This window comes from Pseudomonas sp. 7SR1 (genome assembly GCF_900156465.1).
Taxonomy (GTDB): Bacteria; Pseudomonadota; Gammaproteobacteria; order Pseudomonadales; family Pseudomonadaceae; genus Aquipseudomonas.
Genome location: NZ_LT707064.1, coordinates 215588 through 228956, shown reverse-complemented (window position 1 = coordinate 228956; position 13369 = coordinate 215588). Strand labels below are relative to the sequence as shown.

The following is a 13369-nucleotide window of genomic DNA, read 5'->3' as shown; positions in this document are numbered from 1 at the left end:
GCGATGGCAGACAGTAAATATTCGCTCTCCTTTGCGGCGAGCGTCGATATGCCGACACTCGGCAGTGTGGCTGATGCGTCGGGGCTGAATCTGGCGTTGAGCACCGCCAGCCTCGACATCCGGCTGCTGGTATCGGAGCAAGTGAAGCTGCGCGAGACCCTGGCAACGCTGAACACCACGCTCTTGGGGCAACAGTTGCTCAAGGTGAATGCAGCAGCGCCAGCGGCGAATGCGGAGCCGAAGTCGAAACTCAGGGCCGAGGTCGATCAGCTGGCGCCCCCCGACGTCCTCAAGCCTGCCATGGCGATGCAAACGGCCATGGTCGACCTGAACCAGAAGTTGCGGCTGTCGCCGGAACAACTGCAGGTGATGGCCAACGAAAACCAGAAGATCGCCGGCGAAAAGCAAACCGCATCCAGCGGGGCGACCGCTGTGCAGCTGGCACAGATCCAGCTGGCGGCGGTCAATGCGGGGCTGGTCAAGAACGTCAAGCCCGAAGACCGCCAGCAAGTGCTGACGGATTTCGCCCGCGACAGTGCGGTGATGGCGTCGGCCTACAAAATCGAGCTGAAGGACGCCGGCGCGCTTATGGCTGGCTTGCGCACTTCATTGAACCTGGATCGAGGGAAGAGTCTCGAATTGGGCAACGCGGCCAACCGTCTTGGCGCCAGTGCCAGTTTGCAGACCTCGGCGGCGGACATCGGTTCGGTTGCCCAGCGCGGTGGCAAGGCCGGCATCGAAGCGGGCATGACACCCGAGCAGATCGCCGCCATCGCGGCCGCGCTGTTGAACGCCTCTGTCGGCAAGGACGAAGCGAGCGCCTCGCTGAAAATCCTGGGAACCGCGTTGGGCAAGGGCGACAAGGTCACGCCGGAACAGCGAACGGCCTGGGCTCGATTGGACATCGAACCGGGGGCACTGGCCAGCAGGCTGCGCACGGATGCATCGGGTGCGATCAAGGATGTTCTGGCGACGCTGCAAAGCAAGCCTGCCGAGCAGCAGGCCTCATTGCTCAAGACGCTGTTCGATGGCGACGAGGGCATCGGCAAGTTGCTGAAGTCGCCCGAGGACTTGAAAACCGCGCTCACCGTGGCATCCGATAAGGGCGATGGTGACAAGGGGGCGATGGCCCAGACCGCCGATACCCGGGGAAACACCTCGCAAGCACGCTGGAATGCACTGGATGCCAGCGTGACCCGTCTCGATACGGCGATCGGCAGCGCTGTCACGCCCATCACCGATCTGGCGATGCTTGGCGTGGACGCGCTGGCGACGGGATTGAGTGTCGCGGCCGAGTCGCTGCCGAAAATCACTGCGGCGTTGGCCTTGTTCGGCGCGGCGCTCGCATCACCGTTTCGCGGCGCCATTGTGGACAAAGTGACGTCGGGTGTCGCCTCTACCCGCGAGGCATTGCTGAAGCCCGATGCGGCGATCCAGCCAGCGGCAAGCGATGCGTCCGGAACTCAAGCCAAGGACGGCGGGCAGAAGCAACCGGGCGCAGGAACAGCCGAGACTTCCCGTCCTGATATGCGCAGCCGGCTGGGGATCTCCGCCGCTCGAGCGAGAACTTTCACCGGCAGGCTGGGCGCCCCTCTGGTGCTGGCCAGCGCTGGCTATGACGGCGTCAAGGCCCTGCAAGCCGGTGATTACAAGGCGGCTTCGGGGGCGGCCGGAGCCGGTCTTGGCGGGCTAGCGGGCGGATATGCCGGTGCCGCCACCGGCGCGATGCTCGGCAGTTTCGTTCCGGTGATCGGCACCGCGATCGGTGCGTTGGTCGGCGGTGCGCTGGGTTCCTATTTGGGCAGCAAGGGCGGCGAATCCCTGGGGGAGGCTATCTACACCGGGGCTGATCGCCTCAAGTCGCCGGACCAAGTCAACAAAGACCTGGTCAGCACCATGATTAGCCCCCAACAAAACACCATGACCGCGAACATCTACATCAACGGCCAGGACCAGGCCAGTGCCAGCCAGTTGGCGAACCTGGTCGTGCAGCAGCTTGCCGGCCAGTTCGCCCTGACAACCGTGCCCAACTCACTGGCCATGCGCAGTGACGCGGCCCTGACCGACGGAGGTCGCTGATGCGTCAACAAATGGCATTGGGCAGTTTCATCTTCGGCCTGTCCCGCAACTTTGCCTACCACAGCCTGCTGCGCACCTCGGACGGTGGCTGGAAAAGCATCGACATTCTTACCAGCAAACCCAAGTCCAGCCAGACCGGCCAAGGCCCGCAAGGGCTGACGATCACGGGCAAGTCGATGTACGCCACCGCCATGGATCGCCTCGATGAGTTGCGAGCGTTGCAGGCGCAGCGTGTGCCATTGCCGCTGGTGGACGGCATCGGCCGCAACTGGGGCCTCTGGCAGATCAACAAGGTGACGGAAACCCAGACCGAGATCATCGATGACGGCACCGCGATGGTGGTGGGGTGGGTGATCGAATTGACGGAGTTCGCCAATGCGTAGGGTTCGAAGCATCGCCGGTGATTCGGTGAATCTGTTGCTGTATCGAGAGCTGGAGCGTTGTGACGATCTGGTCGAAGCGGCGTTCTGGCTGCTCAATCCGGAACTGGCGGAATGGGGCCCGGTATTACCGGCGGGCGTAGGGGTGGTCTTGCCGGAAGTGGACCTCAAGCCCGTGGCAACCCCACCGGTTTCGGCCTGGGATTAAGGAGGCGGCATGTCATTGGGTTTCACGCCTGCGGTGGAAATTTATGGTGCGAACGCCGCGCTGCTCAACGATCGATTGCTCAATTGGACCCACGTCGACGCGGCGGGATTCGAATCCGATCAACTGACGCTCACCATCAGTCTGGATGGGCTTGAAGGGTTGCCCAGCCTGGGCGGGAAAATCGGCCTGCGGGTCGGCTACCTGGAGTCGGGGCTGGTGGACAAGGGCGAGTTCGTCATTACCCGGCGCACGCCGACGCTGTTCCCGTTGCGCCTGACATTGGTGGCCATGGCCGCGCCGTTCAGTGCGGCGGACCAGACCGGATTCAAACAGCGCCGCTCCGTCAGCCATGGCCCGACGACCTTGGGCGCGCTGTTTCGTCAACTGACCTCCAGGCACGGCTTTTCTGCGCGCGTGGCGCCGGACTTGTCGCTGATCAAGATCGAACACATCGACCAGTCCAACGAAACCGACATGGGTTTCCTGACGCGCCTGGCCCACCGTTACGACGCGGTCGCCAAGCCGGTCAACGAGTTGTATGTACTGGCGCGGCGCGGTCAGGCGAAGTCGTTGTCGGGCAAGGTCCTGCCCGAGATACAACTGTCGGTGACGACGAACAATCGACCCGGCGACCATGCCTTCATTTCGGCCAGGCTGGATGAAACCGCCCGAGCGAAGTACCAGGGCTGCAAGACCAGTTGGTGGGATGCGGCAGCTGGCAAGCTGCGGGTCGAGGAGAGTGGCATCGCCCCGTTCAAGACCCTGCGCCAGCGCTTCCAGAGCGCAGACGATGCCCGCGCCGCCGGTGAAGGAGAGGTGCGTCGGATGCTGCGCGAAGCCCTCAAGGTGGCGATCGAATGCCCGGGCAATCCGGCCTTGTCCGCCGAAGGCATCGTGCTGCTGGATCCTTCCTGGCCGGATTTCATGCGTGGTCGCTGGTCGATCGACAAGGTCACCGCCAGCGGCGACCGGGAAAAAAGCTATCGCTGCTTGATTAACGCGACCTGCCTGGATGCCAAGGCCTGACCCCCGTTCTGCAAACACAGCAGAACCCACCAGTAGGAGCGAGCTTGCTCGCGATATCACGCAGCACTTTCCAACACCTGGAGTTCCTCCATGAAGATCACTCCGATCCTCACGCAACTGCGTGAGCAATGCCCAACCGTGGCCAATCGAGTGGCCGCCGGTATCGACCTTGGCACATTGCAGCCTCCCTGCGCCTACGTAGCGCCGATCAACGATCTGGCCAGCGCAAACACGGCGCAGAACGCCACCCGGCAAGCGATCCGCGACCGCTTCGAAGTGACCTTGGCTCTCGATTCCACCGACGTGACAACAGCACTGGATCAATTGCACGACCTGCGTGCCGAACTGTGGCGCGCGCTGGTGGGGTTCAAACCCGCTGGCGACTACACCGGCATCGAGTACGACGGCGGTGAGCTGGTTTCCCTCAACAGCAGCCGTGTGGTGTACCGGCTGCGCTTTTTCAGCGAGTTCCAGCTGGGTCGCAACTTGATGAGCCAGCCTGCCGAAAGCTGGCACGAGCGTGAACTGGACGGCTTGTCGTCCTACACCGGGGCCACCGTACGGGTCGATGCCATCGATCCGGCAGACCCCAACCTGAAACGTCCCGGCCCCGACGGGCGCGTGGAACTGACTTTTTCTGGAGACGTAACCCCATGAGCAAACGCATCACCGTGCTGCCGGCCCCGGGCCGTGCCGTACCGGACCCGGAAGCGGGCGATCTGTTGCCCCTCGAGGGCCGTGAAGTGCCGGACAACGCCTGGTGGCGTCGACGTCTGGCCGATGGCGATATCACTACCAAAGCCGTGAAAGCGGCCAAACCACAGGGAGCCAAATGATGGCGATCGGATTCAGCAATATTCCCGCGGACATTCGTGTGCCGCTGTTCTACGCCGAAATGGACAACTCGGCCGCCAATAGCGCGTCATCGGCCATGCGCCGGTTGATCGTCGCCCAGGTCAACGACAGTGTCGCCCCGGCCGATGTCGGCAAACTGGTACTGGTGTCCAGCGTCGCGCTGGCCAAGAACATCGGCGGGCAAGGCTCGATGCTTGCCTCGATGTACGAAACCTGGCGCAAGACCGACCCGCTCGGTGAGATCTGGTGCCTGCCGCTGCACAACGTCGAAGGCGCCGTCGCCAAAGGCGTGCTGACTTTCACCGGCACCGCGACTGAAAGCGGTGTGCTCAACCTGTACGTTGGCGGTGTGCGCGTGCAGGCCGCCATCGTCAACGGCGCCACTGCCACCCAGGCCGCCACGGCGTTGGCCTTGAAAATCAACGCCGCCGCCGACCTGCCGGTGAGCGCTGCGGCCGCCGAAGGCGTCGTGACCCTCAGCGCCAAATGGACCGGCGACAGCGGCAATGACATCAGCCTGCAATTCAATCGCCTGGGCAAGAGCAACGGCGAAGACACCCCGGCGGGGCTGACCACCGCCGTCACCGCCATGACCGGCGGCGCCGGTATGCCGGACCAGACCGCGGCCGTTGCAGCCTTGGGCGACGAGCCATTCGAATTCATCGCCATGCCCTGGTCGGACGTGGCCAGCCTCGACACCTGGCAAGCGGTGATGGACGACAGCACCGGCCGCTGGTCCTGGGCCAAGCAATTGTTCGGTCATGTCTACAGTGCCAAGCGCGGCACCCTGGGTGCCCTGGTGGCGGCCGGTCAGGCGCGCAACGACCAGCACATGACGATCCAGGCCCTGGAGCCGGGCGTACCACAACCGTTCTGGGTCCAGGCCGCCGCATTGGCCGCCCGCACCGCGGTGTTCATCTCGGCGGATGCCAGCCGCCCGACCCAGAGCGGCAGCCTGCCGGGCCTGGATCCGGCACCGGCCAGCGAACGCTTCACCCTGACCGAACGCCAGTCGCTGCTCAACTACGGCATCGCCACGGCGTACTACGAAGGTGGCTACGTGCGCATCCAGCGTTCCATCACCACGTATCAGAAGAATGCCTTCGGCCAGGCCGACAACTCCTACCTGGACAGCGAAACCATGCACCAGTCGGCGTTCATCGTGCGCCGCCTGCAAAGCGTGATCACCAGCAAGTACGGTCGCCACAAACTGGCCTCCGACGGCACCCGTTTCGGCGCCGGCCAGCCCATCGTGACCCCGAGCACCATCCGCGGCGAACTGATCGCGCAATACGCCAAGCTCGAACTGGAAGGCCACGTGGAAAATGCCGAGCTGTTCGCCGAGCACCTGATCGTCGAGCGCGACACCCAGGACTCGAGCCGGGTCAACGTGCTGTTCCCGCCGGATTACATCAACGGCCTGCGGGTGTTCGCGTTGCTCAACCAGTTCCGCCTGCAGTACGACGACGCGGCCTGACCGTTCCGTTCGAACATCTGAATCCAGCCCACCGCGCGTGGGCTTTTTATTGCAAGGAGAAACACCATGGGTCAACTGATTGCGGGCACCTGCTACGTCAAAGTGGACGGCGCTCAACTGACCATCAATGGCGGCTGCGAAGCGCCCCTGATGTTCACCAAACGCGAAACCGTCGTACCGGGTTTCTACAAGGAAACCGACATCGCCCCGTCCTTCAAGGTGACGGCCCTGCACACCGCGGACTTCCCGCTCAAGCAACTGGTGGCCGGCACCGACATGACCGTTACCTGTGAATTCAACAACGGCAAGGTCTACGTGCTGGCCGGCGCCTACCTGGTGGAGGAGCCGGTGTCCAAGGGCGACGACGCCACCATCGAACTGAAATTCGAAGGCATCAAGGGGACCTGGCAATGACCGATGTCGTGACGTTGCGCGTGGCCATCGAGGCCCACGGCGAGTCGCTGAACGAACTGACCTTGCGCCGTCCGACGGTGCAGGAGGTCCGGACGATCAAGGCGCTGCCGTACAAGATCGACAAGAGCGAGGAGGTGAGCCTGGACATGGACGTCGCGGCCAAATACATCGCGGTGTGCGCCGGCATCCCGCCGTCGTCGGTCAACCAGTTGGACCTGGCTGACCTCAATGCCCTGAGCTGGGCCGTCGCGAGTTTTTTCATGAGTGCGGCGTCGCAGCCATCGGCGACCTGATCGCCGCCGCCTATGACCTGGCCTGGTTCTGGAAGGTTGACCCCGAACAGATGATGGCCAGGCCACTGGACGTGCTCCGCGAATCACTGGAGCACGCGCAACGGATCAATGCGATGCAGCAGGTGCAGTGATGGCAGACACACAAAACGTAGAGAAAAGAGCGGTGCTGCTGACCGGCATCGACGAGCTGTCACCCAAGCTCGCCGGCCTTCGTGCGAAGGTTGCGAGTTTCAAGCAGAACCTCGACGCCACGGGCCTGGGCAGCCTGGATATTTCCGGCCTGCTGCCCAGCGGCGGCCTGGCCCAGCCCTTTATGGACGGGCTCAAGTCGGCCCTGGCCTTCAAGGACGAAGCGGGTGCAGCGAGCGCGGCGGCCAGCGCCGTCCAGGCCCCTGAAGCGCCCCGCATGGCGGCACAGAGCCTGGATGGATTGAAGACTTCCATCAGCAATGTGTCGGTGCAGTTCGGCTCGGCCCTGGGGCCTGCGGTCAACGCGGTGGCGCTCAGTTTGCAGCCTATGGTCAGCGGCGTGGCCCAAGTACTGCAGGACAACCCGCAACTGGTACAGGGCCTGGCGAATGGCGTCGTGGCGTTCAACGCGATCCAGATGGCGGTCAGCGGTGCGAGCCAGGCGTTCGAAGTGGTGAACCTGGCCTTGAAGATGAACCCCATCGGCTTGATTGCCATGGGCATCGCCTTGGCGGCAGGGATGATCATCGCCCACTGGACGCCGATTTCAGCGTTCTTCGCCGGGCTCTGGCAGAGGCTCGCGCCGATCGTCCTGCCGATGGTCGAGTTCTTCAAGACGATGTTCGCCTTTACCCCGATGGGGCAGGTGATCAGCAACTGGGGGCCGATCAGCAGCTTTTTTGGTGCCCTCTGGAATTTGATCGTGGCGGCGGCAACGCCGGTCATCGGTTTCATGCAGACGCTGTTCGCCTGGTCACCCTTGGGCTTGATCGTTGCCAATTGGACGCCCCTGACCGGGTTGTTCGCGGCGATCTGGGACCTGCTCAAGGCCTTGACCGTGCCGGTGATGGACGCCTTGAAAGGGCTGTTCGACTGGACGCCGTTGGGGCTGATCATGGCCAACTGGGGCACGATCGGTGAAGTCTTCGCCGGGATCTGGGAAGGCGTGCGCAACCAGGTGTCGATCATGCTGGCGGTTTTCAGCGGTCTGTTCGACTGGTCACCCATCCAGGGCCTCGTCAAGCAGTGGGGGCCGGTGGGCGAGTGGTTCAGCCAGTGGTGGAACGAGTTGCAGGCGGTGATTGCGCCGATCAAGGCGTTTTTCAACGGCGGCTTCGGCGAGATGATCACTTCGTTCACTGCTAAGGTCGAGGGATTGACCGAAGCGCAGCGCGCCACCAACGCCGAAGGCAAAGGTGAGCTGGCGCCGGCGTTTTTTGGCGGGGCCAGCGAGCAGTCTCCGGGCCTGTCGTCCAGCCTGGCGCCAGCGTCCACCAACATTCCAGCGAAAATCCCGCTGGCGCCGGGTACGTTGCCACACACCTCCAGCGCCCTGGTGCAACAAAGCGCCGCCAATAACCGCACGCAACTCGAAGGCGGCCTGACCGTGCGCTTCGAAAATGCACCGGCCGGGCTGCGCGCCGATCCGCCCCGGACCAATCAACCGGCCCTGGCGGTGAGTTCGCGCATCGGCTATCGCTCACTTTCCACAGGAGGCTCCAATGAGCTGGCGTGATCGTTTGTTGCCGGCGTCGTTTCGTGGCGTCGGGTTCTGGGTCGACCAGGCGAAAACCCCGGTCGGCCACAAGGGCCAGTTGCATGAGTATCCCCAGCGGGACCAGCCGTTTTTCGAAGGGCTGGGTCAGCAGGCAAGAATTCATGAGCTGACGGCGTTCATCGTCGGTCCCGATTGCCTGGAGCAGCGCGACAGGCTGCTCAAGGCGCTGGAGCAGGGCAGCGGCGAACTGGTGCATCCGTGGCTGGGGCGCCTGCAGGTCAAGGTCGGTGAATGTGACATGACCCAGACCCGCCAGGACGGCGGGCTGGTGACCTTCGCCCTGAAGTTCTACCCCGACCAGCCGCTGCAGTTCCCCTCGGCCGCGATCAACAGCCAGAAACTGCTGCTGGTGTCGGCCGACAGCCTGCTGGGCTCGGCGGTGCGGCGCTTCGAGCAAGCCATGACGTTGATCAAGGCGGCCCGGATCGGCATCGCGGACCTGCGCAACAGCCTCAAGGAGGTGTACGGCGTCATCGAGCAGGAGCTCAAGCCGTTGATCGAGACCTATCGGCAACTCAGCGATCTGGTCAAGGCGGTCAAGGAGTTGCCCAGGGAAGTGGCGGCCGAGTTCAAGGGACTGCTGGGAGATATTCGCGAGTTGAAGGACTTTGCCCGGGACGGCTATCGCGGCGTGATCGCCAGCGTGTCGCAACAGGTGCAAGCCATTCGCCAGGCGGATGCGCCCAAGCTCACCACCGGCAAGGACACCATGGCGGCGGCCCAGGCCGTGGCCGATCTGGTGCAGGACACGCTCCTGGTACAGGCGGCGCAATGGATTGCGGCGATGCCTGTGGCGGCGCCCGCGGTGAAACTGGGCGCCACCCCATCGGTGGCGCAGCAGGCCGTGCAGCCGGTCCAGCGCCGGGACGTGCCGGTGGCCGACGATGTGCTGGCCCTGCGCGATGCCCTCAACGACGCCATCTGGCAGGCGTCCCTCAAGGCCGATCCGGATCACTACCAGGCGTTGAACCATCTGCGCCAGCAAATGGCGGCACACCTGACGGCGGTGGCCTCGTCGGGCGTCAGGCTGATCAGCCTGTCGTTCAAGCAGAGCCTGCCGGCGCTGGTGGTGGCCTACCAGCAGTTCGCCGATGCCACCCGGGTGACCGAAGTGACCCAGCGCAACGGCGTGGCCCATCCGGGTTTCCTGCCGCCCAATGACCTGAAAGTCGCGGGGGAGTGAGCCATGAACGAGCTCGACAATGCGGTCACGCTCACCGTCGGCGGGCTGGATTACGGCGGCTGGAAAAGCGTGGAAATCAGTGCGGACCTGGAGCGGCAGTTTCGCACGTTCAAACTCGACATCACCTGGCAATGGCCGGGACAGACCCAAGCGGTACCCATTCGCCCCGGTGATGAATGCCAGGTGCGCATCGGCTCCGACCTGGTGCTCAGCGGTCATGTGTTCAAGGCGCCAGTGAGCTACGACGGGCGCCAGATCAGCCTGAGCATCGAGGGCGGCTCCAAGACCCAGGACCTGGTGGATTGCGCGGCGATCAACCGCCCCAGCCAATGGCGCGGGCAAACGGTGCTGAGCATCGTCCAGGCCCTGGCGTCGCAGTATGGGGTGGGAGTGGTCAGCGAAATCCCCGAGACCGCTCGGTTGAGCACCCACAGCATCGTGCCCGGGGAAACCGTTTTCCAGTCCATCGACCGCTTGCTGACGTTGTTCCGGGTGTTCTCCACCGATGACGCCCAAGGGCGCGTGCTGCTGGCCAGACCCGGCAGCGGCGGACGGGCCAGTGATGTGCTGGAGCTGGGCAAGAACATTCTTTCTGGCAATGCACCGATGGACTACAGTCAAGTGTTTTCCGAATACCGGGTCATAGGCCAGCACAAGGGAAACGACCAGCAGAGTGGAACGGCGGTCAGCGAAGTGGTCGGCACCGCCACCGACCTGAGTTTCAAGCGAAAGCGGGTGACGGTGATCAGCGAGAGCGCCCAATTGAACTTCGAGCTGGCCCAGCAAAGGGCCGACTGGGAAAGCGCCATCCGCACCGGTCGCGCCCTGACCACCACCTACCGCGTGCAGGGCTGGCGCCAGGCCAATGGCGACTTGTGGCGGCACAACACCTTGGTACGGGTGATCGACCCGGTGCTGGGGTTCGATGGCGACATGCTGGTTTCCAAGGTGACGTATTCGTTGTCGAACCAGGGCTCCGTCACCACCCTGCAAGTCGCGCCGCCTCATACCTTCGACGCCAACCCGGTGCCGCCAAAACCCTGAGTCCCACGCCGATGCCGGCGCCCCACACATCCCCTGTGGGAGCGAGCCTGCTCGCGATGGCGGCAGTGCAGCCTACAGAGATGTTGATCCGAACACCGCGTTCAAGTCCCCGATTCTCAAGGAAATCTCAATGAGCCTACTGACCCGTCTCCTGGCGCGCGGCACTGTCGTGCTCGCCAATTCGGCCACCAAGCTGCAGTCGCTGCAAATGCGCCTTACCGCCGGCGAAGTGAACGATGACATGGAACACTTCGAGCCCTATGGCTTCACCAGCAACCCGCTGGCCGGTGCCGAGGGCATTGCCACGTTCCTGGGGGGCGACCGTTCCCATGCCGTGGTCCTGGTGGTCGCCGATCGCCGCTTCCGTCTCCAGGCCCTGGCCCCCGGCGAAGTGGCGCTCTACACCGACGAAGGCGACAAGCTGCACTTCAAGCGCGGTCGTGTCATCGACATCGAGACGGCAACCCTGAACATCCGCGCCAGCGGCGCGGTGAACATCGACAGCCCGGTCATCAACCACACCGGCAGGATCGTTTCCCAAGGCGACCAGATCGCCGGCGGCATCAGCCAGATCAAACATGTGCATGTCGGCGTACAGGCCGGCAACGGCCAGACCGGCGCGCCGGCGGGAGGCCAATGATGTTCATCAGCCAGAACCTGCACGCCGCGCTGACCCGCTCGGTGTTGATCAGCCTGTTCACCTGGCGTCGTGCCGCTGACGACGATGCCGTCGATGATGACGAACGTTTCGGCTGGTGGGGCGACACTTTTCCCACCGTTGCAGACGACCGCATCGGCTCGCGGCTGTGGCTGTTGCGCCGGGTCAAGCTGACCCGCCAGACCCAGCTCGATGCCGAGTTCTATGCCCGTGAAGCCTTGCAATGGCTGATCGATGACGGCCACTGCCGCGCCATCGACATCATCAGCGAACGCCTCGACGCCCAGCGCCTGAACCTGCGCACGGTCCTGACCCTGGCCGACGGCGAGCGACTGGACATCAACCCCGATAACAGTTGGCAGGTGACCTATGCCGTTTGAAACCCCTTCGCTGCCGGTGCTGATCAAGCGCGCCCAAAGCGACCTGGCCAGCGATTCGCTGCGCCAGTCCGATGCCCAGGTTCTGGCCCGCACCCTCGGCGGCGCGGCCTACGGCCTGTACGGCTACCTGGACTGGATCGCCGAGCAGATCCTGCCGGATAAAGCCGACGAATCCACCCTGGAGCGCATCGCCGCCCTGCGCCTGAACCAGGCGCGCAAAGCGGCCCAGGCGGCCAGCGGCAGTGTCAGTTTCACGGCCACCGCGGGAGCGGTGCTGGATGTCGACACGCTGCTGCAATCCACCGATGGCCGCACCTACAAGGTGACGGCCGCCCGTACCGCCAGCAATGGCATGAACACCACCACCGTCGCCGCACTGGAGGCCGGCAGCCTGGGCAATGCCGATGCCGGCCTGGTCCTTGCGCCGGTCCAGCCGATCCTCGGTATTGGCAGCGATTTCACCGTCCTGTCACCGGGGCTGAGCGGTGGTGTCGCCCGGGAAAGCCTCGAGTCCCTGCGGGCACGGGTGATCCGTTCCTACCGCATCATTCCCCATGGCGGTTCGGCGCAGGATTATGAAACCTGGGCCCTGGAATGCCCCGGCATTACCCGCGCCTGGTGCCGGGGCAGTTACCTGGGGCCTGGTACCGTCGGCCTGTTCGTGATGCGCGACGACGATCTGCAGCCGATCCCCAATGCCGAGCAACTGGAGGAAGTCCGGGCCTACATCGAACCGCTGCGCCCGGTGACTGCCGAAGTGCACGTGCTGGCCCCGACGCAGGTACCGGTGACCTACCGGCTGCGCATCACCCCGGACACCAGCGCGGTTCGCGCGGCGATCGAAGCTCAACTGCGCGACCTGCATAACCGCGAAGCCGGTCTCGGCGAGACGCTGTTACTCACCCATATCGCCGAAGCCATCAGCAGCGCCAACGGCGAAACCGACCACAAGCTGACCGCGCCCAGCGCCGACGTGACCGCTGCCAGCAATCAACTGCTGACCTTCGGGGGGTGCGTATGGCTGCAATAAGAACCGCCGAGCAGTACCAGACCCAATTGCGCAGCCTGCTCCCCAGCGGCCCCGCATGGGACCCGGAGCGGGTACCGGAGCTGGAGCAGGTGTTGGAAGGCATCGCCCAGGAACTGGCGCGCCTCGACGCCCGCGCCGCTGACCTGCTGCATGAAATGGACCCGGCGGGTGTGAGCGAACTGGTGCCGGATTGGGAGCGGGTGATGAACCTGCCCGACCCCTGCCTGGGTGCCACGCCTCTGTATGACGATCGTCGCCTGGCGGTACGCCGACGCTTGTTGGCGGTGGGCAGCCAGGCCATTGCGTACTACGTGGAAATCGCCAAGAGCCAGGGTTACCCCAACGCCACCATCACCGAGCACAAGGCGCCCCGCATGGGCCGCGCCCGGTTCGGCGAAGACCACTTCGGCACTTGGCAGGCCCAATTCATGTGGACCCTCAACACCGGCGGCCGCCTGCTGCTGGGGCGGCGTTTTGGTGCGAGCTATTGGGGGGAGCGGTTTGGGGTCAATCCGGGGTCGGCCCTGGAGTGCCTGATTCATCGCAGCGCTCCGGCGCATGCGAAGGTTCACATCAATTATGACTAGGAAATAGA

16 protein-coding genes are annotated in these 13369 nt (G+C 64.2%); all 16 read left to right on the top strand.

What is annotated here, in order from left to right; genetic code table 11:
- Positions 1–3: 3 nt before the first annotated feature.
- On the top strand, positions 4–2079 hold the full coding sequence (locus tag BW992_RS01115) for a phage tail tape measure protein (protein ID WP_076405344.1): 2076 nt from the start codon (positions 4–6) through the stop codon (positions 2077–2079).
- A complete protein-coding gene (locus BW992_RS01110) occupies positions 2079–2462 on the top strand; it encodes a phage tail protein (protein WP_072387861.1) in 384 nt (127 codons plus the stop codon). The genes BW992_RS01115 and BW992_RS01110 overlap by 1 nt, the downstream gene beginning before the upstream one ends.
- Positions 2455–2667, top strand: coding sequence for a tail protein X (locus BW992_RS01105; RefSeq protein WP_072387859.1), 213 nt, complete (start codon positions 2455–2457; stop codon positions 2665–2667). The genes BW992_RS01110 and BW992_RS01105 overlap by 8 nt, the downstream gene beginning before the upstream one ends.
- Positions 2668–2676: 9 nt before the next feature.
- The gene (locus BW992_RS01100; protein ID WP_072387857.1) at positions 2677–3693 is read left to right on the top strand and encodes a contractile injection system protein, VgrG/Pvc8 family; all 1017 of its coding nucleotides are present in this window, start codon (positions 2677–2679) and stop codon (positions 3691–3693) included.
- Positions 3694–3783: 90 nt separating this feature from the next.
- Positions 3784–4350, top strand: a complete 567-nt coding sequence (locus BW992_RS01095) for a phage tail terminator protein (protein WP_076405342.1) — start codon at positions 3784–3786, stop codon at positions 4348–4350.
- Positions 4347–4529: a DUF2635 domain-containing protein gene (locus BW992_RS01090; RefSeq protein WP_003198311.1), complete on the top strand. Its 183-nt coding sequence runs from the start codon at positions 4347–4349 to the stop codon at positions 4527–4529. Before BW992_RS01095 ends, BW992_RS01090 begins: the two co-directional genes overlap by 4 nt.
- The gene (locus tag BW992_RS01085) at positions 4529–6025 is read left to right on the top strand and encodes a phage tail sheath subtilisin-like domain-containing protein (protein WP_076405340.1); all 1497 of its coding nucleotides are present in this window, start codon (positions 4529–4531) and stop codon (positions 6023–6025) included. Before BW992_RS01090 ends, BW992_RS01085 begins: the two co-directional genes overlap by 1 nt.
- Before the next feature lie 66 nt (positions 6026–6091).
- Entirely contained in the window at positions 6092–6439 is a 348-nt protein-coding gene (locus tag BW992_RS01080; protein WP_003198314.1) for a phage tail tube protein, read from the top strand.
- Positions 6436–6732, top strand: a complete 297-nt coding sequence (locus BW992_RS01075; RefSeq protein WP_072387851.1) for a phage tail assembly protein — start codon at positions 6436–6438, stop codon at positions 6730–6732. Before BW992_RS01080 ends, BW992_RS01075 begins: the two co-directional genes overlap by 4 nt.
- Positions 6733–6862: 130 nt before the next feature.
- Positions 6863–8437: a phage tail protein gene (locus BW992_RS01070; protein ID WP_076405338.1), complete on the top strand. Its 1575-nt coding sequence runs from the start codon at positions 6863–6865 to the stop codon at positions 8435–8437.
- Positions 8424–9662 (top strand): DNA circularization protein, encoded by a 1239-nt coding sequence (locus tag BW992_RS01065; RefSeq protein ID WP_072432273.1) that lies wholly within the window; start codon positions 8424–8426, stop codon positions 9660–9662. Before BW992_RS01070 ends, BW992_RS01065 begins: the two co-directional genes overlap by 14 nt.
- Before the next feature lie 3 nt (positions 9663–9665).
- The gene (locus tag BW992_RS01060; RefSeq protein WP_076405336.1) at positions 9666–10706 is read left to right on the top strand and encodes a phage baseplate assembly protein; all 1041 of its coding nucleotides are present in this window, start codon (positions 9666–9668) and stop codon (positions 10704–10706) included.
- Positions 10707–10836: 130 nt separating this feature from the next.
- Positions 10837–11346 (top strand): phage baseplate assembly protein V, encoded by a 510-nt coding sequence (locus tag BW992_RS01055; protein WP_076405334.1) that lies wholly within the window; start codon positions 10837–10839, stop codon positions 11344–11346.
- Positions 11346–11744: a phage GP46 family protein gene (locus tag BW992_RS01050; protein ID WP_072432275.1), complete on the top strand. Its 399-nt coding sequence runs from the start codon at positions 11346–11348 to the stop codon at positions 11742–11744. The genes BW992_RS01055 and BW992_RS01050 overlap by 1 nt, the downstream gene beginning before the upstream one ends.
- Positions 11734–12774 (top strand): baseplate J/gp47 family protein, encoded by a 1041-nt coding sequence (locus BW992_RS01045; RefSeq protein WP_076405332.1) that lies wholly within the window; start codon positions 11734–11736, stop codon positions 12772–12774. The genes BW992_RS01050 and BW992_RS01045 overlap by 11 nt, the downstream gene beginning before the upstream one ends.
- Positions 12762–13361: a YmfQ family protein gene (locus BW992_RS01040; RefSeq protein WP_076405331.1), complete on the top strand. Its 600-nt coding sequence runs from the start codon at positions 12762–12764 to the stop codon at positions 13359–13361. Before BW992_RS01045 ends, BW992_RS01040 begins: the two co-directional genes overlap by 13 nt.
- Positions 13362–13369 lie beyond the last annotated feature (8 nt).